The organism is Streptomyces sp. NBC_01450 (genome assembly GCF_036227505.1).
Lineage (GTDB): Bacteria > Actinomycetota > Actinomycetes > Streptomycetales > Streptomycetaceae > Streptomyces.
Map to the genome: position 1 here is coordinate 10,295,926 of NZ_CP109480.1, position 20,168 is coordinate 10,316,093.

Below are 20,168 nucleotides of genomic sequence, written 5' to 3' on the forward strand. Positions count from 1 at the left end.
GTCATCCGTCCGTTCCTCGTCCGTCCGTTCCTCGTCCGTCCGTTCCTCGTCCGTCCGTGGACCCTCGCACGGACGAGGAGGCGGACCGGCGCCGGTCGGTCCTCCGGTCGCCGGTCCGCTCCGGCTTTCACTCGTCGTGACCGGACCGGTGGTCCTCGTTGTCGGAATGACGGCGGTGATGCCTGTTCATCGAGTGCTCGTCGTGACCCGAGGTGTCGTCCCTCCCGTGGTCGTGGTCGTGGTCGCCGTGTCTGGCAGGGAAGAGATCGCTGAAGATGGCCATGGCATTCCTCCCGCTGGGATGTGCCTTGTATCGGATACGGCCCCGAGTGTCGTTTGGATGCCTTATTGAAGTAAATAGATGGTTTTGTTCCACTTCATTTCCCGCGCCACGTCAGTTCGTCAGTCCGTCGATCCGTCCGTCGAGCCGTCGATCGCGGCGTTGGCGTAGCGGCGGGCCAAGTGCGCGAAGGCGTCCTTGAGTTCGGTCGGCCCGACGACCTTCATATCGGCGTCGAACCTTCCGAGGGCGGCGGCCAGGCCGGGCCATGACCACGAGCCCAGGACGAGGCGGCACCGGTCCGGGCCGAGTTCCTCGACGATTCCCTCTCGGGTGTGGCGCAGGACGACGGCGGCGGGGAGATCGAGGATCACCTCGCCTCGGCAGGGCCAGCCGCCGGAGCCGTCCGAGCCCTGGAACCTGCTGGTCACGAAGGCGGCCACGGTCCCTCCGGGCAGTTCACGCGGGGTGAAGCGGGGGCCCGTGGGGGTGCGCGGGGTGATCCGGTCGACACGGAAGGTGCGCCAGTCGTCGCGATCGAGGTCCCAGGCGACGAGGTACCAGCGCCCGCTCCAGGTGACGAGGTGGTGGGGCTGCACCCGGCGCGGCGGAACCTCGGAGGGGTCGCCGTCGCCGGTTCCCGCCGGGGACGCGGGGGCGTAGTCGAAACGCAGCACTTCGCGGGCGTGGACGGCGTCGCCGAGCGTCATGAGCACGCCGCTGTCGACCTGTTGGTTCGGCCGGGTCACGGGCCGCTCGACGGCGGTGACCCGGAGGGTTTCGATACGGCGGCGCAGTCGTGCGGGCATGACCTGTCGGACGGTGTTCAACGCGCGCGCCGCCGCTTCCTCGATGCCGGCACCGGTGGTGGTGGCGATCTGGAGCGCGACGGCGAGGGCGACGGCCTGGTCGTCGTCGAACAGCAACGGCGGCAGTTGTGTGCCGGCGTCGAGCCGGTACCCCCCGTCAGGTCCTTTGGTGGCCACGATGGGGTAGCCGAGCTCACGAAGGCGGTCGACATCGCGGCGTACGGTGCGCGGGCTGACGTCCAACCGGTCGGCCAGCAGCGCCCCCGGCCAGTCCCGGCGCGCTTGGAGCAGCGAGAGCAGCGACAGCAGCCGCGCTGAGGTCTTCTGCATGACGCGCATGATGCCCCGAGAAGCGGTCACAACCTGTCCGCTTCTCCTGTGACTGTTCTCCGTGCCGGACAACAGCGACGGCCGACCGGACAACGACGAACAGAAGGACCCGATCACCGTGACCGCCACGACCACGCCCTCCACGCACTCCCCACTCGACGACGAGCGGGCCGACCTGCTCGCCCAGCTCGCCACCGCGCGAGCCGCCCTGACCAACACGACGCGCGGGCTCGGCGACGAGCAGGCCGGCGAGCACCCGACCGTCAGCGCGCTGTGCCTGGGCGGCCTCATCAAGCACGTCGCGTCCACCGAGGAAGGATGGATGCGCTTCGCGGTCGACGGCCCGTCGGCGTTGCGTTACGACCTGCCCGACGGTGTCACCTGGGCCGATCTCACGGCCGGTACCGCACGCGAGTTCCCGCAGTGGGCGATCGACCACCAGAACGACTTCCGGATGCTGCCCGGTGAGACGCTGGCCGGGATCGTCGAGCGCTACGAGCAGGTCGCCGCCCGGAGCGAGAAGGTCATCGCCTCCTTGCCCGACCTGTCGACGACGCATCCGCTGCCGGAGGCGCCCTGGAACGAGCCGGGAGCGGTACGCAGCGTGCGCCGGGTGCTGATGCACGTCATCGCCGAGACCGCCCAGCACGCCGGGCACGCCGACATCCTGCGCGAGACGCTCGACGGGCAGACGTCGACCTGACCGGTGACGGACCTCGACCGGGCGGCGGCCGTTCGTCGGCCGCCGCCCAGCCGAGGGAGGGCCCGTGCCGGCTACCGTACGTCCTCGAGCGCTGCGGTCAACCGGGACACGACCTCCAGGTCCGGCATGCGGCGCAGGGAGGCGACGACCTGGCCGCTCGCGAACTCGCGCTGCGCGGCGGTCATGGTCTGGTCGATGGCGCACTCGGCCTGTACGTGGACGAAGTTCAGGGCCGTCGCGAACAGCATGGAGAACGACTGCGGACCCGCGATGGCGGCGCGGCCCCCGGCACTCCAATAAGCTCGCGCCAATCTCCGGGCGGAATCGAGGTTGACCTGATTACCGCCCGACCATACGTACACGGCACGTGCGAACTCGCGTTCCGCCGAGGTGACCCCGGCGTTGTCCCAATCGAGGAGGACCGGCCCATCCGGGCCGACCAGAACGTTCTGGGGCTGCAGGTCGAGATGTGACGTCACCAGATCGCCGGGGCCCGCCGGTGTCACCCAGTGCGCCAGCTCTGCCGCGGAGGTGTCGATGAACCGCCCCAACGCGTCCGACCACGGCAGGCCGGCCTGATGAACCTGCTTGTGCAGGGCTTTCCACTCGGTGTCCTGAGGGCACCGCTCGTACCAGGAACCCGGCGCCTCGGTCGCGCCCTCTCCCGCCCTGTGGAGGAGTGCCATGGTGCGGCCGAACCAGTCCAGTATGTCCGGGTCGGACGCGTCCGCCCCGGCGCCGTCGATCCAGTCGTACAGCTTGACGTAGGACCCGCCTGAAGACGCGGTGACTTGGGAGACGTGTGCGCCGTGGCGATTGGGAATGAGCCGCGGCGACGCGATTCCCAGGTCCTCGGCGGCCTGCCGTAACGCGGCCTCCCGGTGGACCTGTTCCTCGTCGCAGCCGAAGAGGAGCTCCTTGACCGCCCATGCGGAGCCGATCCCGGAGAACCTCCAGATCTGGCCCAACGCGCCACGAGTGACGGGCGTCATGGTCCACGGCCCGGCACCGAGCTCGTAGGTCTCCGCTATGTAGTCGGCTGTGAAGTGCATTGAGGACCCTCTCCGAACGCTGATGGCCGAGCTTCGTTGCCGGACCGATGGAGTCGACCTCATCACAGCCCGAACGAGCTCAATCCATCAACAACTTTTGAGTGAGTCACGAGCACGCGGCTCTCGCATCCCTCGCGGGACCGGGCCGCCGCAGAACGGTACTCGCCGTGTTCGCCCACCACGCCCTCCTCCCGGTATTCTTCTCGCAGTACTGGGTCAGCTAGGTGCTGTCCCCGGTCCCGGCCGGTACCGGTCGCCGCAGCAGGTACGCGCCCGCGGTCGAGACCAGTACGGCCATGCAGGCGATGAACACCAGCCCCGCGCCCTCCAGGCCGATCGGACGCGCCAGTACCCCCACACCGATCACCGGCACCGAGATACCCGCGTAAGCCACCACGAACAGCGTCGAGATCACCGCCGCGCGCTGATCCGCGGGAGACGCCCCCGCCACCGCCGACAGCGCCCCGCGAAACGCCAGCCCCTGCCCGCCCCCGCCGACGATCGCGCTCAGCACCACCAGCGCCAGCAGGTCCCACCGCAGCGCGCCCGCGAGCAGCGCCAGCCCGGCGAGGAGCCCGGCGCAGCCCAGGGGCAGCGATCGCCCCACCCCGACCCGGCCGACGGCGAGCTGTCCGGCCGTCGAGGCGAAGAAGGCCAGTGCGACGACCAGCCCGCTGACGGCGTGGTTGCGCACGTTCAGGGACTGTGCGAGGAACGCCGGGCTGACCGACGTGAACACCCCGAACAACGCGAAGCCCACGAACGAGGCGATCGCCGCCGGCCCGAACACCGTCCGCACCTGCGGGGGCAGGCCGGGCCGTTGCGGCCGTACGGCGCTCAGCGGCCGCCGCTCCCGCACGGTCTCCGGAAGCCACAGCAGGACGCCGGCCGAGCAGGCCACCAGGGCGAGGTGCACGGCGAACGGGAGGTACAGCGGCCAGTCCGCGTACTGCGCGAGCACTCCGGAGAGCAGCGGACCGCAGCCCAGCCCGCCGATGTTGGCGGCCGTCGCCACGAACGTGGCCCGGGAGGCGCCGCCGTACGGTGCCAGCTCCATCACGTACGCCGTGGCAGCCCCCGTGAACAGGCCGGCGGACAGTCCCGACAGCAGCCGCCCCGCATACAGCCACCCCAGCCCGGTGGCGACCAGGAAACAGCCGGCGCTGGCCGCCGAGAACCCCAGGCCCCACAGCAGCACCGGACGCCTGCCCATGGCGTCCGAGGCGTTCCCCGCCAGCAGCAGCACGCCGATGACCCCGAAGGCGTACACGGCGTACACGATGGTGACCGTCAGCTCGGAGAACCCGAACTTCTCCTGGTAGAGGCCGTATAGGGGGGTCGGCAGCGTGGTGCCGACCATGCACACGGCGAACACCGCCCCGCTGAGCAAACACTGGAGCCACCCTCGGCGATCACCGTCCATGCCGCCGACGGTAACCCCGCACACGGCCGCGGCCCGGTCGGGCCGCGGCCGCGGCGCGCCTCAAACACCCACCTGCGGCGATTCGGAGCTGAGGGGCGGTGAGGGGCTCAGGGCTCCAGCGGAGTGCACAACAGGGCGGCGGGGCCCGCGGTGCTGCCCACACGGGTGGTGAAGGCGATACCGGCGGCGTACTCGTTGGCGGAACACTGGCCCTTGTACGCGCCGTAGGCGAAGTCGCCGCCCGCCATGTCGGCGGGTCGGTTGTCGGAGCGGTCGAACCAGACAGTCCGTCCGGTGCCCCCCAGAGGGATGCGGGCGGGTGCGCACAGGGCCGCCGACAAGCGGTCACCGCGGCGGCTGTAGCCGATGAGGAACTGCCCGGCGGGGCACTGGAGTTTGGTGTAACCGCCGGCCCAGTCACCGCCCGCGGGCACGTGGCGTTCGTCGGTGACGACCGTCTGGGCGTTGCCCGTGGCTCGCAGGTCGCCGGCGGTGGTGTCGGTGCACAGGCCACGGCCGGCGGTGTGGCTGAGGCCGATCAGCCGCAGGCCGTCGGGGCAGGCGGCCTTGTAGGCCCCCGAATCCCAGTCGCCGCCGGCCCGTACCCGCAGAGACTGCACATGGTCGCCGTGGTCGGTGGCGAGCATGCGCCAGACAGGGACCGGCGTGATCGACCCGGTGCGGGTGGGAGAGGTCATGAGGTGACTCCAGGCGGTGCCGCGCCAGTCGCCCTGGTCGAGGATGCCGTACCGTCGCCCCGCGGTGTCGTAGCGCAGCAGGGCCCAGTCGTCGTGGCCCTCCCAGCCGACCAGGGGCCAGTAGGCGAAGTCGGCGTCATGGTCGGCGAAGTAGTCGGTGATGTTGCCGAACCAGGTACGGGCCGCCGTGCCCGTCTCATTGGCGCCTATGCCGAATTCGCTGATCCACACGGGCGCGGTGTAGTGCTGTCCTTCCGTGGTGACGAAGAAGGCCTGGTCGGCGAGGACCTGGTACAGCTGGTCGCGGGTCAGGTCCTGGTAGCGGGCGTCGTGGGTCTCGCCGATTCCGGTGGCGCCGCTGTGCCGGGGGCCGGTGTAGCCGTAGAAGTGGGCGGAGTAGACCAGCTTGTGGGCGTCCACGAGGGTGTGCGAGAGCGTGCGCACGGGGGTGAGGGTGGGCCGGTCGTGCGGCAGCCCGTCGACGGGCACGCCGGTCCAGTTGATGCCCTCGATGACGATGAGGAGGTTGGGGTTGGCCTCGGTGAGGATGCGGTCCGCGGCTTGCTGGGCGGCCGCGTACCAGTCGTGGCCGTCGCCCAGGCCCCAGTTGGGGTCGTCCAGCACGTCGCGGCGTACCTCGTTGTACAGGTCGGCGCCCACGACACGGGAGTCGGTGGCGTAGCGGCGGGCCATGAAGACCCAGTCGTCCGCCCACTGTTGGGTGGACTGGCTGCTGTTCCACCGTTCGTTGCCGTCGATGCCGCAGCACCAACGGGAGGTGTTCGTATGGTTGTTGAGGATGACCGCGAACCCGCTCTGGGTGAGGGCGGCCACGACGGCGTCGTAGATCTGCAGAGGCGTCCTGCCGCGCAGTTGCGGATTGGCGGCGACGGCCACGTCCGGCACGGGTGCTGTCGTATGGATCATCTCGTTGGAGAACGGCAGCCGGACGCTGTTGATGCCGAGTTCGTGGAAGTCGGCGAGCAGTTCGGGCAGCGAGGCTCGGTCCAGGCCGAGGGGGATGCCGTAGGAGTCCTGCCCGGCGTGGTGGTTGGCGGGGTCGGTGCTGCTGCCGCTTCCGGTCCACGAGCCCTGTGCGCCGTCCCAGTTGGCCGACTTCAGCCGGAAGCGGTTTCCCTGGGCGTCGACGATGTACCGGCCCTGGGTCGACAGCGGCGGCTGCCAGGTGTCGGCCGCCTGGGCGGTGGCCTGGGGGAGGGCCTTGGGGGCGACGGGTTTCGGGGCGGAGGGTTTCGGGGCGGCGGCGACTGCCGTCGGCGCTGTGGTCAGCAGCGCGAGAACCGCTGTCACTGATGTCAGGTACTTGACAAGTCTACTGTTGGGCGGCATCAGGTTCCTCTACGGGAGCAGGGTGGTGAGGCTGGCGAATCGGTGTCGCGAGGGACGGGGGCGCCGAGGCGAGCGACACGCTTTCCAGAGTGACATCAATGACGGACCTGGTCACCGGTCTTGGCGGCGGCAGTCAGCCTGTAAAGCCTATAAGGGGACGGTAGTCGGGTCGACCTCAGTTGTCGCGGGCGCCCTCTTCCCGAGCCGACGCGGCCTCATCCGTTCGATCCGCCCTCTCCGTTCGATCCGCCCTCTCTGGTGGACCCGCCCCAGCGGTCCTATCTGTTCGGCGTGACCCGGGAGGAAAAGCAGGTGCGTGCGGCCTCCGCTCATGCCAGGCTGCGCCGGTGAACCGTGAACAGATCTCCAGGCTTGCCCATACGGATCATCCGATTGCGGCCCCGCTCGACGACGACGCGGTGCGCCAGCTGCTGGAACGCGGCATCCCGCGAGGCGACGCTCGTGTACTCGACCTCGGCTGCGGTGGTGGGGAGTGGCTCCTGCGTGCCCTGGCCACCTACCCGCGACTGCGGGCGGAGGGTGTCGACACCTCCGAGAGCGCGCTGGCACATGCGCGGAGGACCGCGCGCGTCCTGGGCCTTCAAGAGCGCCTCGTCCTCCACCACGAGGATGCCACGGACTTCGCTGCCCCACACGCGTTCGACCTGGTCGTCAGTGTCGGGGCCACGCATGCCTTCGGAGGCCTGCTCGCCACCCTCGCGGCGGCACGCAAGCACCTGGCCCCCGGCGGACGTGTTCTGATCGGTGACGGAATCTGGACACATGAGCCTTCTCCCGAGGCCGTTGAGATGCTCGGCGACCTCGCCGACCTGCCGACCACGATGGACCGCGTCATCTCCGACGGATGGACACCCGTCGACGGGCACATCAGCACGCGCCGGGAGCTCGACGACTACGAATGGGCCTGGACGGGGTCGCTGGCCTCATGGGCTTTGGACCACCGCGACGATCCGGACAGTTCCCAGGCGCTGGCGGCAGCCACCACCCACCGCGGCGAATGGCTGCGTGTCTACCGGGACGTCTTCGGCTTCGTCTGCCTGATCCTGCGCCCGACGTCCGACTGAAGCGGTCACACGACCCCGAACACCTTGACCCTCGCAACCTGCTTGATGCTCGTCACCTGGCAGCCCCCGGTAACCGTGTTGGCGGGGAGGCGGTCCAGAATCGGGCAGGGACGTCCCCAAGCTGCTCGAAGCGTCCTCCCTGCTGGTCCCGAGGGAGGACGGCACCATCCGGGCCGATCTCACCCTCCGTCCGGCTGCCGAAGCCCGACGGCAGACGCCCATCGCCGGTGCCGGCGTCCCGCGACCGATGTGGGACATCGGAAACCGAACCCCGACCGGCGAACCGGTGCTCGACATCGCGCGCCTCTGGGTGGAGTTCACGCCCGTCCTGGAGCCCGGTGGGCGAGCCCCGATGCGACTCGCTCCGCTCGATGCTTCGCGGTGGCGACGCCTTCGGCCCGGCCAAGTCCGCGCGGCCGTCGACCGGCTGGGGGCCGGGCAGATCCCTCCGGGCGGGGCATGCGGCGTCAAGACGTCGCCCGCGAGGCGGGCTTCTCCCGCGCGTCTCCCGACCGGACCCTGGGGCCGTCTCAAGGGCGAGTTCGAGTGACGTCGAGCCGCCGCCCGGGCGGCCGTGCCGGGCACCAGCCCGATCCCCGCGAGATCCGCATCGCGCGGCCGCGGGGCACCAGCCGATTCCCGCGAGGCCCGCATCGCGCGACGCGGGGCCTCAACTCGACCAGCGGCTCAGCAGCGAGCTCGCCCGCACGCACACCGAGTTCACCCTCCTCAAGGAGCGTCGACCTTACGTTCCCGGCCCCGGCCCCGGCCCCTGCCCCGGCCCCTGCCCCAGCCCCGATCCCGGCCGCCTGCCCGCCGCGGCTGTTCCGCCACCGGTATTCATCGCAGGGTGAGCGGGGTCTCGGATTCGACTCGGGACAACTTGGCCGGGTTGCGGACGTAGTAGATACCGGTGATGCGTGCGTCCTCGACGCGGGTCGCCATGACGCCGTCGATCTCGCCGTTCAGGCGTAGGACGAGTGCCGGGTTGCCGTTGACCATGGTGGGCTCACTGGTGAGCGTGCCCTTGGCCTTGCCGGTGCCGCCGAGAATGTAGCGGCCCACTTTCTCGGCACCGATGACCGGCCGCAGCCCGGCCTGCTTGACGCCGCCGCCGTCACCCACGAAGACCACCTCCGGGGCGAGCACACCGATGAGGTCTTGCAGGTCCCCGGTTTCGAGCGCGTGCTGGAACGACTCCAGGGCGGCCCGGGTCTTGCTCGCGGAGACCACCTCGCGAGGGCGGCGGGCATCGACGTGCCGACGGGCGCGGTGCGCGATCTGGCGGACGGCCGCGGGGCTCTTGCCGACGGCGGCCGCGATCTCCTCGTAGCTGACATCGAACACCTCGCGCAGTACGAAGACGGCGCGTTCGGTCGGCGACAGCGTTTCGAGGACGAGCATCATCGCCATCGACACGCTCTCGGCGAGCTCGACGTCCTGGGCCACGTCGGGCGCGGTGAGCAGCGGCTCGGGAAGCCAGGGGCCGACGTACGCCTCCTTGCGGCGCTTCATGGTGCGCAGGCGGTTGAGCGACTGCCGGGTCGCGATCCGGACGAGGTAAGCGCGCTGGTCGTGCACCTGCCCCAGGTCGACCTCGACCCACCGCAGCCAGGTTTCCTGGAGAACGTCTTCGGCGTCGGCCGCCGATCCGAGCATCTCGTAGGCGACGGTGAAGAGCAGGTTGCGGTGGGCGACGAACGTCTCGGTCGCCGGGTCGGTGGCGTGGTCGCTCATATCTCGATCCCTTTCCCGCGTGGCCAGGGCTGGTCGACGCGGACATTCAAGCGTGCATCCACAACAAGGTCCTCTTTCGCTGGTGGCCGTTCGATCCACACCCCGCGTCTCGGTCGTGATCGGCCGGACAGGGCCTAGGCTGCCCGTTCGGCGGTGGCCGGCGTTTCGCCACGCTTGGCCTGCAGCAGGTGCCGGCGCTTGGCATCCTTGGTCCACCAGGTGCGCGAACCGGGCTTGCGCGCCTCGTACGCCAACTGCCAGGGGATGCCCTTGCAGATGAGCTCCTTGAGCTTCGCGCCCGGGCGGCCGCCGAGGTAGTACCTCTTGGCGGTGTCGTCCCTGCCGGTGAGCTGAAAGACACCGGCGCGGCGCCCCAGGCTGATGCACTGGCTGACGAACCCCACGTCGATGGGTGCGGGCTGCTCACCCGCGAGCCGACTGAGCACCGTTTCGGCGGCCTGCGGGCCCAACTGAACCGAGGCCTGGCAGCTCATCCGGAACGGCAGGTCCGACGGGGCCGCCGAGTCCCCGGCCGCGACGATGCGCACGTCGTCCACGCTCGTCAAGGTCTCGTCCGTGAGCAGGCGGCCCAAGGAGTCTGTGCTCAGCCCGCTGCGCGCGGCCAGGTCCGGCACGCCGAATCCGGCGGTCCAGATGGTCACCTCGCTCGGCAGTTCGCGGCCGCCACTGAGCCGTACGGCAGCGCGAGTCACCGTCGTCACTTTCGCGTCGGGGCCTTCGAGTACGGTCACACCGAGTCCGGCCAACCGCTTGGCGACCGAGCGTCGACCGCGAGGGTGCAGGGAGGGGCCGAGCACCCCGCCGCAGACCAGGGTCACGGTTCGGCCCGCCTCCGCCAGCTCGGCGGCGGTCTCGATGCCGGTCGCGCCGGCTCCGACAACGGTCACCGCGGCCGTCGCGGGCGCGGCGTCGACGACCGACCGCAGCCGCTGTGCCTCCTCCAGGCCGGCGATCGGGTAGGCGAACTCGGCCGCACCAGGCACCTGCGGATCGGCGCTGCCACTGCCCACCGCGTAGACCAGATAGTCGTAGCCGACCGTGCCGCCGGTCGCCAACGTCACGCTCCGCTCGGCCGCGTCGATCCGGGTCACGGTGTCGACGACCAGCCGGACGCGCTCGCCCAGGACCTTTCGGTAGTCGACGACCGCGTCGTGGGATCCACCCACCAGTTGGTGCAGACGGATCCGCTCGACGAAGGTCCGGCGCGGGTTGATCAACGTAACGGTCACGTCGTCGCGCTGCGTCAGGCGATTGGCCGCCATGACGCCGGCGTATCCGCCGCCGATCACGACCACATCAGTGTTCTCACTCATGGTGTCTCCTCCGTTTCCAGGGGGTCGGCCTCAAGACACCGCGTCATCGATGGCTGTGACAAGCTGTGAGGCAGGTCACTCCACGGGCGTGCGCTCGGCCGGGAGATCACCTGATCCGCCCAGACCTGGGGGCGAACAACACCGCGAAGACCGCGAGGAACACGGTCGCCGACGTCATGCCGCCACCCCCATGAGGGCGTTGCGGCGCGCGACGTCGACACGCGCCATCCGAGACACACGGGCCGGGTCGACTCCGTCAGCTCATGCACCTTTGTCCACATGATCACCGTGCGCCTCCGCCCACACGCCGATTCCTCCGAGCAGAGTGATCCAGCAGGTCGGGGCGTGTGTGTACCGACCTGCCGAAGAGCCGACGCAGCCTCAAGAAGGGGTGTTCATGGCAGGGTTGACTCGTCGTAGACTCCTGGGGTCCGCTGCCGGTGTGCTGGGCGGCGCCGCGGCGCTCTCCCTCCTCCCGCCGAGCGTCCAGAAAGCCGTCGCGGCCGGGCCGCCGAAGCACGGCTCGCTGCGCGACATCGAACACGTCGTCATGCTGATGCAGGAGAACCGGTCGTTCGACCACTACTTCGGCACACTGTCCGGCGTCCGCGGCTTCGCCGACCCGCACGCGCTGAACCTCGACACCGGCCGGTCGGTCTTCTACCAGCCCGACACGGTGAACCCGAAGGGGTATCTGCTCCCCTTCCACCTCGACACCCACACGTCCAGCGCCCAGGCGATCCCGTCCACCAGCCATGCGTGGGCGGTGCAGCACGAGGCGTGGAACGGCGGGAAGATGGACCGCTGGCTGCCGGCCCACCGCAAGGCGGACGGGATCAACGGCCCGTACGTGATGGGCTACTACACCCGCGAGGACATCCCCTTCCAGTTCGCCCTCGCCGAGACCTTCACCATCTGCGACAACTACTTCTGCTCGGTGTTCGGGCCGACCTGGCCCAACCGGCTGTACTGGATGACCGGCACGATCGACCCGGGCGGCACGCGGGGCGGGCCGGTCCTCGTCAACAAGGCGCCGACGCCGTACCGGTGGACGACGTACGCGGAGCGGCTCCAGGCGGCCGGGGTCAGCTGGAAGGTGTACCAGCAGGACGACAATTACGGCTGCAACATGCTGGAGCAGTTCGCGAACTTCCGTGCGGCGGCGCCGGGGTCTGACCTGTACGAGCGTGGTGTACGCCCCCAGCCGGAGGGCACGTTCGAGGACGACGCGCGGGGCGACCGGCTGCCGGCCGTGTCCTGGATCATGCCGACGAGGCATCAGTCCGAACACCCTGACTACCTACCCGCCGCGGGCGCCGATTTCGTCGCGTCGAAGATCGAGGCGATCGCCTCCGACCCGAAGGTCTGGGGCAAGACCGCGTTCATCCTGAACTACGACGAGAACGATGGCCTGTTCGACCACGTGCCGCCGCCGACGCCTCCTGCCGGAACCGCCGACGAGTTCGTCCAGGGGCTGCCCATCGGAGGCGGCTTCCGCGTCCCCGCGATCATCGTCTCGCCCTGGACGGTCGGCGGCTGGGTGGCCTCGGAGGGCTTCGACCACACCTCGGCACTGCGGTTCCTGGAACAGTTCACCGGAGTCCAGGAGCCGAACATCAGCACCTGGCGCCGCGCCGCCTTCGGCGACTTCACCTCCGCCTTCCGCTTCACGCAGCCACAACCGCTGCCGCCGCTTCTGCCCGACGACACGGCGCGGCAACTGGAGAAGGCGAAGGAGCAAGTGGCGATCTTGCCCGCACCCACCCTTCCGGGCGCCGACCAGTCCTTCCCGCACCAGGAGACGGGAGACCGGCCGCACGTCTGACGGCCGTGCACCCGACCGTTCTCGGTCGTGACGTCGCGCCGGGAGCGGGTTTGCGGTCAGACCCCGTGCGGGCTGGGAAGCCGGTCGGCGCCATCGAACAGGCAGTTGCCTTTATGGCGCGGCGGCATCGGGAGAACAGTCCGGATCAGGAAGCGACCGTAGCGTTCAGGCCGTAGTCCAGTTCCGCACCATCGACCAGCACCGCCTCGACCGTGCGCGTACTGGGGTCGATGTCGGCCACGATCCCGTCCCCGGCGTAGCGGGGGTAGCCCGAGGAGCCAGTCTCGCCTGTCGCCTCGACGACCGCCGATCGTACGGCCGAGTCCTCCACGGAGGCGTCGCCTCTGTCCTCGACGTGTTCAGGGACCAACAAGATCTTGAAGTGCTGCGGCTCTGTAGTCATGCTCCGGTATTTAATCGCCTGTCCCGCCCATCGCGGGAAAGGCGCACGACAGATCTGCGCAATCAGGCTCCGTCGGATGGGTTTCCCCACCCAGCACGGAGGAACGGCAGGGATCGAAACACCCGTCCGTCGCCCCTGACCGCCGGGAGATCGACCGTACCGACAGGGCGTGCGACCCACGGGCACTGTCAGTACTACCTCGACGCCATGGACCCAAGCCGCGAAGAGTCCGGGTGGAAGACATGCATCGCCGAGACACGGTGGCCATAGTCGGGAGTACTGGTAGCCGAAACCGAGGCGGGAATCGTTGGATTCGCGAGTTTCAGCCCATCGCGGGAGACCCCCGACATCGCGGAAATCGGCACGCTTTACGCGATGCCCGAGGTCTGGGGCACCGCGACCGGAAAACAGTTGATGCCGGCCACGTTGACGACTCTCGGACAGGCCGACTACACGCAAGCCACCTTGTGGGTCCTGGAGGACAACGAACGCGCCCGGCGCTTCTACGAAGCCGCCGGCCGGCGCGCAGACGGCGCAGCCGTGGAGGACACCACCGGTGGGGCCTCTCTCAACAAGTTGCGCCACCGCCGCCCTCTTGTCTGACCCGCTCACCGTCCTGCCCGTCCAAGGCACCAGGAAGCGGCGTGGTCGCGAGGTGGGGTCGAACTCACTGAACCGGTTCCGCGGAGCACGACGACGGCCCCTTGAGATACCCCCGAGAACCCTTCCGTTCGCATGAACTCACGGCACTTCGCGGCCTTGGGGGTCCCCCCCGACGATCAGGACGGGGCGGAACCGCCATCAACTGTCGTGCGCTGACGCCTGTAGTGGCGGGCCGCTCGGGCACGGTTCCCGCACGACGGCTTGCACCACTCCTGCCGCCCGTGACTCTTGACGAAGTAGCGCACACAGCGGGGCGCGGTGCAGGATCGCAACCGCATGCGCTGCGGGCCGCTGAGAAAGTCGATGGCGGCTCGGGCCAGGGCCGCGACAAGTCGAACGTGCGGATCGTTCTCCGCCGACAGCAGCCGGGCGGTAGGTACTCCCTCGGCGGGCCAGTCCATCTGGGGAGCGACCGGTTCCCGCGCGGCAACCGTATTGAGGTGGGCCAGTGCCTGGTCGGCAGGCATCAGGCGATGGACGTCCGCCGGGCTGGGGGGAGCGGGGCTGACCGCCCGGGCGAACAGGGCCCGGACTGCCTGCCGAAGCTCGATGATCCAGAGCCTGAGGGTTTCATCCGCTGCGAGTTCTCCAGCCGGAATGCGGCCGGCCAGCAGATCCCCCTGCTCTTGGATCCAGCGCGTTGTTCCCCGGACCGTGGCGAGGTCATCGGCGACGCCGCCGTCTCCGTCGTGACGGATCGTGCTCGCCAGTTCCAATGCCAGCCAGCGCTCCACAAGGCATCCCCTTCCCTCTCGGTGCCCGGTCGTCAACCACTTGATCACATCCCTGCGCACACCCTAAGGTCCCTAACGGAAAATCAAAAACTTCCGTTAGGGACTGGGGTGGGTGGCGACACCTGCCCCGGCACAGGCCGGCGGCAGGGTCCGCCACTGGAGGAGATGGCGGAATGACGCTGCTTGCACAAATCAGCGACCTGCACCTGGACGGCAGCGAGAGGGCGACCCGACGCGCCACCCGTGTCATGGACCACCTGCGGGCCCTGCCCCACCCGGTCGACGCGCTCCTCGTCACCGGGGACATCGCCGATCACGGCGCGGAGGCCGAGTACGAGGAAGCGGCTCAGATCCTGACCGCGCCCTTCCCTGTGCTCACCTGCCCCGGAAACCACGACGCGCGACCGGCCTACCGCAAGGCCCTGCTCGGAGACGCACCCGACCAGGGCCCCATCAACCAGGCCCACCACATCGCCGGCACCACCATCCTGATGTGCGACTCCACCATCCCGGGCCGCGACGAAGGACGTCTCGACGCCCAAACACTCGCCTGGATCGACACCACCCTCACCGCACTGCCGCAGGACGCCACGGCGCTGATCGCCTTCCACCAGCCGCCGGTCGAACTCCATCACCCACTGCCCGACTCCGGCATGCTCGAAGAGCCCGGACAACTGGCCGACCTGCTGGGCGCGCACCCGCAGGTCGCCGCCGTCCTCACCGGCCACGCCCACACCGCGGCCGCGTCGACCTTCGCCGCGCGTCCGCTGATCGTCGGACCGGCCATCACGTGGACCTTGCGCCTGCCCTGGGAGAGCGATCACGCCGCAGACCGCGACCAACCGCCCGGCCTCGCGTTCCACATCCTTGACGACGACCGGCGCCTGACCACCCACTACCGCGTCGTACTCTGATCCCCCGCTGACACGATCCGGAGGCATCGTGGTCCATCCCCGCGCCGTCGCCGGGTTCCGGTGGCGGCTGTTGCCCTGCTCCCCCCAAGACAGCCTGGCCCTGCTGAGTCAGCACGTCACCTCAGGAGTTTCAGGGCCTTGACGCAGTCGCCGTGGGCTGGCGCTGAGTGCGGAGGATCCGGTGGGATCCCCCCCGCAGTGCGCCCGGTCGCGTCTCTGCGCGCGGGAGGCGAGAAGTACGTTGCTCAGAGGCTGTCGGCGGGGAGTTCGCCGGTGAACGCGGCGGCCATACGGAGCCAGGTCGCGGCCTCGTCGTGGCGCGCCTGGCGTTCCAGGGTGCGTCCGAGCATCAAGTGGGCGTAGTGCTCGACCGGGTCGCGGTCGATGATCTGGCGCAACTGCTCCTCGGCCCGCCCCAGTTGCGCGGAGTGGTAGTACGCGCGGGCCAGCAGCAGCCGGGGGCCGGTCTGCTCGGGGACTTCCTCGACGACGGCAGCGAGTAGCTTGGCGGCGCCGGTGTAGTCCTTGGCCCCGAAGCGCGCTTGGGCCCGCTCCCAGCGCTCGACGGTGGTCTCCTCGTGGGGGACACCGACGCCGTTGTCGAAGAGGTGCCGGGCGGTTGCCCAGCGGTCGGCCGCGACATCGCCGTTCGGCTGGTAGTCGTCGAGGTTGTCGATCATGACGTATCCCTTCCTGGAGTTGTGTGCGGCAGCCGTCCGGCGTCCTCGGAGCCGGGACGGCCGCTGTCGAAGTCCTCGACGGCCTACGGGACTTCGGCCTGGTGTTCCTCGCGAGCGGGCTCTCGCGCAGTGCGCAGACTCAGCCGGTCGACCCCGCGGACATGCGCTCGGCGTCGCGAGCGGCGACCAGCGATGAGTGAGTGGGAGCGTCGGGCACGGTGGCCGGTCGGTTCTTGGCGAATTCCTTGCGCAGGACGGGTATGACTTCTTCGCCGAGGATGTCGAGCTGTTCCAGCACGGTCTTCAGGGGTACGCCGACGCCGTCGACGTTGAACAACTGGCGCTGGTAGTCGCCGAAGTGCTCGCGGAAGGTGAGCGTCTTCTCGATGACCTGCTGGGGGCTGCCGACGGTCAGTGGTGTCTCGTCCATGTACTGCTCCAGGGAGGGGCCGCCACCCATCTGGGGTGAGTTGTCGAAGTAGGGGCGGAACTCGCGTACGGCGTCCTGGGAGTTGTGGCGCATGTAGATGTGGCCGCCGACGCCGACGATGGCCTGTTCGGGGGTGCCGTGGCCGTAGTGGGCGTAGCGCTCGCGGTAGAGGTTGATCAGCTTCTGGAAGTGCTCCTTGGGCCAGAAGATGTTGTTGGCGAAGAAGCCGTCGCCGTAGTAGGCGGCCTGTTCGGCGATCTCGGGGGAGCGGATGGAGCCGTGCCAGACGAACGGGGGTACGTCGTCCAGTGGGCGGGGGGTGGAGGTGAAGGACTGCAGAGGCGTGCGGAAGTGGCCCTCCCAGTCGACGACTTCCTGGCGCCACAGTTGGTGCAGCAGCGCGTAGTTCTCGATGGCGAGCGGGATGCCCTGGCGGATGTCCTTGCCGAACCAGGGGTAGACCGGGCCGGTGTTGCCGCGACCCATCATGAGGTCCACCCGCCCGTCGGCGAGGTGCTGGAGCATCGCGTAGTCCTCGGCGATCTTCACCGGGTCGTTGGTGGTGATCAGTGTGGTGGCCGTGGAGAGGATGATGCGGTCGGTGCGCGCGGCGATCCAGCCCAGCATGGTGGTGGGGGAGGAGGGTACGAACGGCCGGTTGTGGTGTTCACCGGTCGCTAAGACGTCCATGCCCACCTCCTCGGCCTTCTGTGCGATGGTCACCATCGCCTTGATCCGCTCGTGCTCGGTCGGTGTCCGGCCGGTGGTCGGATCGGTGGTCACGTCACCGACGGTGAAGATCCCGAACTGCATCGCACCCATCTCCATATGGTTGATGTATCAACTCGATCTGTGAACGTGACGCCGAGCGCTGGTATTCCAGCGGTTCGCTCGGGAGTCCCCGCCCCTCCAGGAGCGTCGGTCTCGCCTCGCGAGGGGAGTGGTCGATGAGTCGATTCCGGCCCCGTGGATCGGCGACTGCGCACCGGTCGCTCGCTCGGTCAGTCCGGCTGCTTCTCCATGTGCTCCAGGACACGGTTCGAGATCTGGGCGAGCGTGCTGAGCTCTTCCTGGGTCAAGGCCTCGACGAAGAGTCGGCGGACGTGTTCGACATGGAGGGGGGCGGCGGCTTCGATCGCCGCGTAGCCGGCCGGGGTGGCGACGACGAACGCTCCGCGGCCGTCGTCGGGGCACTCCTCCCTGGTCACCAGGCCGCGCTTGGCCATGCGTGTGACCTGGTGGGACATCCGGCTCTTCTCCCACTCGACCAGCTTGGTCAATTCCAGGAAGCGCAGCCGTCCGCCGCCTTCTTCGGTGAGCTTGGCGAGCACGATGTAGTCGGCGGCGGACATCTTGGAGTCGGTCTGCACCCGGCGAGACAGTCGGCCGATGAGCTTCTCCTGCATGCGGATAAAACTGTCCCAGGCAGCCTTCTGCTCGGGGTCGAGCCAGCGCGGTGTCTCGTTCATGAGCGAAGTGTAACGAGATTGTTGACAGCTCACCTATCTGTCTGCATCCGGGCCCGATGGGGCGGTTCTGGAGGAGTGCGGCGGCCGGGTGCAAGAAGCTGATCACCGCCGGGCTCGGAAACTGTCGAGTGAACGGTGATGATCCGGTCCGGTGGGGAGAATAAGTTGATGCATCAACTGAGTGGGGTTAGTGTGGGTGGGCGGACCGACGGGACTGCCGTGGGGTCGAGCGGGATCAGGACCAAGAGGAGGACACATGGCGGTCGAAGTGAGCGACGTGCCCGGAGCGAAGCGCTACGAGGCCCGCGTCGACGGAGAGTCCAGGGTCGCCGGCGTCGCGGAGTACATCCGTACGACGGAACTCGTCGCGTTCGTGCACACCGAGGTCGCGCCGGAGTATGAGGGCAGGGGCGTCGGATCCGCACTGGTCCGCACCGCCCTCGACGAGGCACGCGCCTCGGGGCTGCGCGTGCTGGCCACGTGTCACTTCTTCGCGGGCTGGATCGCGCGCCATCCCGAGTACCAGGACCTGCTGTACCAGTCCCGGAGCAAGGTCAGCGACTGAACGAACGACCGAACAGCCGAACACGGCGGTGACGGAGGCCGGTATGAGCGGGGGAGCCGATATCAGGGCGTACGAGGGGCGGTCGACCACGGTCACCTTCGAGGCCGGGCGCTGCCTGCACGCCGCCGAATGTGTTCATGGCCTGCCGGAAGTGTTCGACACGGCCAGGCGCCCGTGGATCCAGCCGGACGGTGCCGCCGCCGACCGCGTGGCCGAAGTGGTACGACGCTGCCCCTCGGGCGCGCTGCGTTACCGACTCGCGGACGGCGGGACGGAGTCCCCCAACCGGCCCACGCACATCACCCGCAACGCCATCGGGCAACTGACCGTGCGCGGTGAGCTGAGCGTGGACACCGCGGAAGGTACGCGCGCCGAGACCAGGGCGATCCTGTGCGCCTGCGGGCGGAGCGGCCGTCAGCCGTACTGCGATCACTCGGGGCCCTGCGGTGAGTGATGCCGTTGTGCCCAGCCCCCAACAGTAATTGCCCCTGACAGCTTGGAGTCGAAGCAGATGTCTCTCGCAGCGCAGTTCTCCGAGTACGGCAGCACCGACGTGCTGAGTGTTGTGGATGTGCCGCCGCCCACCCCCGGCCCCGGCCAGGTGCGGCTCGCGGTGCGGGCCGCGGGCGTCAACCCGATCGACTGGAAGATCCTGCATGGCTATATGAGCCAGGTGATGCCCCTCGACCTTCCGGCAGGTCTCGGGTCCGACGTGGCCGGCGTGGTCGACCAGCTCGGAGAGGGAGTGACCGCGTTCAGCGTGGGGGACGAGGTGTTGGGGGCCTCCGTCACCCCGTCCTACGCCCAGTTCGCGCTCGCCGACCCCGCCGTGCTGGTCGCCAAACCGGCCACCGTCCCGTGGGAGGTGGCCGGGACCCTTGCGGGCCCGGGCATCACCGCCTGGGAGGCGCTCAACAAGCTCGAGATCGCCAAGGGGGAGACCCTGCTGGTTCATGCCGCCGCCGGCGGCGTGGGCACGTTCGCCGTGCAGCTGGCCGTGGCCCGCGGCGCGCGGGTGATCGGCACCGCGAGCGAGCCCCGCCACGAACAGCTGCGCTCGCTGGGTGCGGAACCCGTCACGTATGGCGCGGGGCTGGTCGACCGGGTACGGGCCATCACCCCTCAGGGCGTGGACGCGGTTCTCGACGCCTCCGGCCGCGGTGAGATCCCGGCCTCGATCGAGCTCGCGGGCGGACCGGCGCGTGTCCTCACCCTCGTGGCGTTCGACGCGGCAGACACCGGCATCCAGGTCCACACGGGCGTGGCGGGGGAGAGCGGCGCCCCAGCCCTTCGGGACATCCTGGCACTCATGGAAGAGGAGCGACTGAGGGTCCCGATCTGGCGTACCTTCCCCCTGGCGGAGGCGGCGGCTGCGCTGCGGATGAGCCAGGCGGGGCGTCTGGGAGGCAAGATCGTCCTGCTTCCGGCGTGAGGACCCACTCCAGATTCCAGGGCTGATTGGTTGCGCAGTCAGACGTTGCGGACTGACTCGTCGAAGACCTGCGATCAGCGGGGCCGGGAACGTCGGCTTCGCTCCGAGGGTGCGCGGCAAGGCCGTCTACGACGGCCGCAGACGGCCGCAAGAGGAGGCATGTCGTGAGCTCGTTCGGAGCGCCCGTGGTGATGAGCCGGGGTGACGCGGAATCCCCGCTGGTCGTGCTTGTGCACGGACGTGGCCCGCGGG

Annotated in this window: 20 protein-coding genes; 8 read left to right on the forward strand and 12 right to left on the reverse strand. The window is 69.3% G+C overall.

Annotated features, from left to right (window positions below; all coding sequences use genetic code 11):
- Nucleotides 1–127: 127 nt before the first annotated feature.
- On the reverse strand, nt 128–283 hold the full coding sequence (locus tag OG568_RS45905) for a hypothetical protein (protein ID WP_329535892.1): 156 nt from the start codon (nt 281–283) through the stop codon (nt 128–130).
- Nucleotides 284–402: 119 nt separating this feature from the next.
- The gene (locus OG568_RS45910; protein ID WP_329535893.1) at nt 403–1,419 is read right to left on the reverse strand and encodes a helix-turn-helix transcriptional regulator; all 1,017 of its coding nucleotides are present in this window, start codon (nt 1,417–1,419) and stop codon (nt 403–405) included.
- A 118-nt stretch (nt 1,420–1,537) separates the two neighbouring features.
- On the opposite strand from OG568_RS45910, the gene OG568_RS45915 reads away from it, so the two are divergent.
- Nucleotides 1,538–2,122 (forward strand): DinB family protein, encoded by a 585-nt coding sequence (locus OG568_RS45915; protein WP_329536626.1) that lies wholly within the window; start codon nt 1,538–1,540, stop codon nt 2,120–2,122.
- 71 nt (nt 2,123–2,193) lie between these two features.
- Here OG568_RS45915 and OG568_RS45920 read toward each other — a convergent pair whose 3' ends face one another.
- The 3 genes from OG568_RS45920 to OG568_RS45930 form a co-directional block, all read right to left on the reverse strand.
- Nucleotides 2,194–3,174, reverse strand: coding sequence for a phosphotransferase enzyme family protein (locus tag OG568_RS45920; protein ID WP_329535894.1), 981 nt, complete (start codon nt 3,172–3,174; stop codon nt 2,194–2,196).
- Nucleotides 3,175–3,394: 220 nt separating this feature from the next.
- Nucleotides 3,395–4,597, reverse strand: coding sequence for an MFS transporter (locus OG568_RS45925; RefSeq protein WP_329535895.1), 1,203 nt, complete (start codon nt 4,595–4,597; stop codon nt 3,395–3,397).
- 107 nt (nt 4,598–4,704) lie between these two features.
- Entirely contained in the window at nt 4,705–6,645 is a 1,941-nt protein-coding gene (locus OG568_RS45930) for a glycoside hydrolase family 5 protein (protein ID WP_329535896.1), read from the reverse strand.
- 347 nt (nt 6,646–6,992) lie between these two features.
- On the opposite strand from OG568_RS45930, the gene OG568_RS45935 reads away from it, so the two are divergent.
- Complete coding sequence (locus tag OG568_RS45935; protein WP_329535897.1) at nt 6,993–7,730, forward strand: SAM-dependent methyltransferase; 738 nt, start codon at nt 6,993–6,995, stop codon at nt 7,728–7,730.
- 840 nt (nt 7,731–8,570) lie between these two features.
- On the opposite strand, the gene OG568_RS45940 is transcribed toward OG568_RS45935, so the two are convergent.
- Both OG568_RS45940 and OG568_RS45945 read right to left on the reverse strand, forming a co-directional pair.
- Entirely contained in the window at nt 8,571–9,467 is an 897-nt protein-coding gene (locus tag OG568_RS45940) for an RNA polymerase sigma-70 factor (protein ID WP_329535898.1), read from the reverse strand.
- 134 nt (nt 9,468–9,601) lie between these two features.
- Nucleotides 9,602–10,801: an NAD(P)/FAD-dependent oxidoreductase gene (locus tag OG568_RS45945; protein WP_329535899.1), complete on the reverse strand. Its 1,200-nt coding sequence runs from the start codon at nt 10,799–10,801 to the stop codon at nt 9,602–9,604.
- A gap of 397 nt (nt 10,802–11,198) precedes the next feature.
- On the opposite strand from OG568_RS45945, the gene OG568_RS45950 reads away from it, so the two are divergent.
- On the forward strand, nt 11,199–12,626 hold the full coding sequence (locus tag OG568_RS45950) for an alkaline phosphatase family protein (protein WP_329535900.1): 1,428 nt from the start codon (nt 11,199–11,201) through the stop codon (nt 12,624–12,626).
- Nucleotides 12,627–12,771: 145 nt separating this feature from the next.
- On the opposite strand, the gene OG568_RS45955 is transcribed toward OG568_RS45950, so the two are convergent.
- Entirely contained in the window at nt 12,772–13,029 is a 258-nt protein-coding gene (locus tag OG568_RS45955) for a hypothetical protein (RefSeq protein ID WP_329535901.1), read from the reverse strand.
- Nucleotides 13,030–13,308: 279 nt separating this feature from the next.
- Here OG568_RS45955 and OG568_RS45960 point away from each other — a divergent pair, with 279 nt between their 5' ends.
- Entirely contained in the window at nt 13,309–13,632 is a 324-nt protein-coding gene (locus tag OG568_RS45960; RefSeq protein WP_329536627.1) for a GNAT family N-acetyltransferase, read from the forward strand.
- Nucleotides 13,633–13,808: 176 nt separating this feature from the next.
- Here the strand turns inward: OG568_RS45960 and OG568_RS45965 are convergent, their stop codons facing one another.
- Nucleotides 13,809–14,426 carry a CGNR zinc finger domain-containing protein gene (locus OG568_RS45965; protein WP_329535902.1) on the reverse strand — a complete coding sequence of 206 codons (618 nt, stop codon included), beginning with the start codon at nt 14,424–14,426 and terminating at the stop codon, nt 13,809–13,811.
- 173 nt (nt 14,427–14,599) lie between these two features.
- Between OG568_RS45965 and OG568_RS45970 the strand changes: the two genes are divergently transcribed.
- Nucleotides 14,600–15,340, forward strand: coding sequence for a metallophosphoesterase (locus OG568_RS45970; RefSeq protein WP_266418815.1), 741 nt, complete (start codon nt 14,600–14,602; stop codon nt 15,338–15,340).
- A gap of 245 nt (nt 15,341–15,585) precedes the next feature.
- On the opposite strand, the gene OG568_RS45975 is transcribed toward OG568_RS45970, so the two are convergent.
- The 3 genes from OG568_RS45975 to OG568_RS45985 form a co-directional block, all read right to left on the reverse strand.
- Entirely contained in the window at nt 15,586–16,020 is a 435-nt protein-coding gene (locus OG568_RS45975) for a tetratricopeptide repeat protein (protein WP_329535903.1), read from the reverse strand.
- A gap of 139 nt (nt 16,021–16,159) precedes the next feature.
- Nucleotides 16,160–17,263, reverse strand: a complete 1,104-nt coding sequence (locus tag OG568_RS45980) for an LLM class flavin-dependent oxidoreductase (protein WP_329536628.1) — start codon at nt 17,261–17,263, stop codon at nt 16,160–16,162.
- A 188-nt stretch (nt 17,264–17,451) separates the two neighbouring features.
- Nucleotides 17,452–17,919: a MarR family winged helix-turn-helix transcriptional regulator gene (locus tag OG568_RS45985; protein WP_329535904.1), complete on the reverse strand. Its 468-nt coding sequence runs from the start codon at nt 17,917–17,919 to the stop codon at nt 17,452–17,454.
- A 256-nt stretch (nt 17,920–18,175) separates the two neighbouring features.
- Between OG568_RS45985 and OG568_RS45990 the strand changes: the two genes are divergently transcribed.
- Genes OG568_RS45990 through OG568_RS46000 form a run of 3 tightly spaced genes read left to right on the forward strand, consistent with a single transcriptional unit; the run spans nt 18,176 to nt 19,916 of the window.
- On the forward strand, nt 18,176–18,484 hold the full coding sequence (locus tag OG568_RS45990) for a GNAT family N-acetyltransferase (protein ID WP_266418821.1): 309 nt from the start codon (nt 18,176–18,178) through the stop codon (nt 18,482–18,484).
- A 43-nt stretch (nt 18,485–18,527) separates the two neighbouring features.
- Entirely contained in the window at nt 18,528–18,938 is a 411-nt protein-coding gene (locus tag OG568_RS45995; protein ID WP_329535905.1) for a (4Fe-4S)-binding protein, read from the forward strand.
- A 57-nt stretch (nt 18,939–18,995) separates the two neighbouring features.
- On the forward strand, nt 18,996–19,916 hold the full coding sequence (locus OG568_RS46000) for an NADP-dependent oxidoreductase (RefSeq protein WP_329535906.1): 921 nt from the start codon (nt 18,996–18,998) through the stop codon (nt 19,914–19,916).
- Nucleotides 19,917–20,168: the final 252 nt, after the last annotated feature.

Bases quoted from the DNA above. Each gene is read 5' to 3' on its own strand.
- OG568_RS45905 (WP_329535892.1), bottom strand. From the start codon at position 283: ATGGCCATCTTCAGCGATCTCTTCCCTGCCAGACACGGCGACCACGAC.
- OG568_RS45910 (WP_329535893.1), bottom strand. From the start codon at position 1,419: ATGCAGAAGACCTCAGCGCGGCTGCTGTCGCTGCTCTCGCTGCTCCAA.
- OG568_RS45920 (WP_329535894.1), bottom strand. From the start codon at position 3,174: ATGCACTTCACAGCCGACTACATAGCGGAGACCTACGAGCTCGGTGCC.
- OG568_RS45925 (WP_329535895.1), bottom strand. From the start codon at position 4,597: ATGGACGGTGATCGCCGAGGGTGGCTCCAGTGTTTGCTCAGCGGGGCG.
- OG568_RS45930 (WP_329535896.1), bottom strand. From the start codon at position 6,645: ATGCCGCCCAACAGTAGACTTGTCAAGTACCTGACATCAGTGACAGCG.
- OG568_RS45940 (WP_329535898.1), bottom strand. From the start codon at position 9,467: ATGAGCGACCACGCCACCGACCCGGCGACCGAGACGTTCGTCGCCCAC.
- OG568_RS45945 (WP_329535899.1), bottom strand. From the start codon at position 10,801: ATGAGTGAGAACACTGATGTGGTCGTGATCGGCGGCGGATACGCCGGC.
- OG568_RS45950 (WP_329535900.1), top strand. From the start codon at position 11,199: ATGGCAGGGTTGACTCGTCGTAGACTCCTGGGGTCCGCTGCCGGTGTG.
- OG568_RS45955 (WP_329535901.1), bottom strand. From the start codon at position 13,029: ATGACTACAGAGCCGCAGCACTTCAAGATCTTGTTGGTCCCTGAACAC.
- OG568_RS45970 (WP_266418815.1), top strand. From the start codon at position 14,600: ATGACGCTGCTTGCACAAATCAGCGACCTGCACCTGGACGGCAGCGAG.
- OG568_RS45975 (WP_329535903.1), bottom strand. From the start codon at position 16,020: ATGATCGACAACCTCGACGACTACCAGCCGAACGGCGATGTCGCGGCC.
- OG568_RS45980 (WP_329536628.1), bottom strand. From the start codon at position 17,263: ATGCAGTTCGGGATCTTCACCGTCGGTGACGTGACCACCGATCCGACC.
- OG568_RS45985 (WP_329535904.1), bottom strand. From the start codon at position 17,919: ATGAACGAGACACCGCGCTGGCTCGACCCCGAGCAGAAGGCTGCCTGG.
- OG568_RS45990 (WP_266418821.1), top strand. From the start codon at position 18,176: ATGGCGGTCGAAGTGAGCGACGTGCCCGGAGCGAAGCGCTACGAGGCC.
- OG568_RS45995 (WP_329535905.1), top strand. From the start codon at position 18,528: ATGAGCGGGGGAGCCGATATCAGGGCGTACGAGGGGCGGTCGACCACG.
- OG568_RS46000 (WP_329535906.1), top strand. From the start codon at position 18,996: ATGTCTCTCGCAGCGCAGTTCTCCGAGTACGGCAGCACCGACGTGCTG.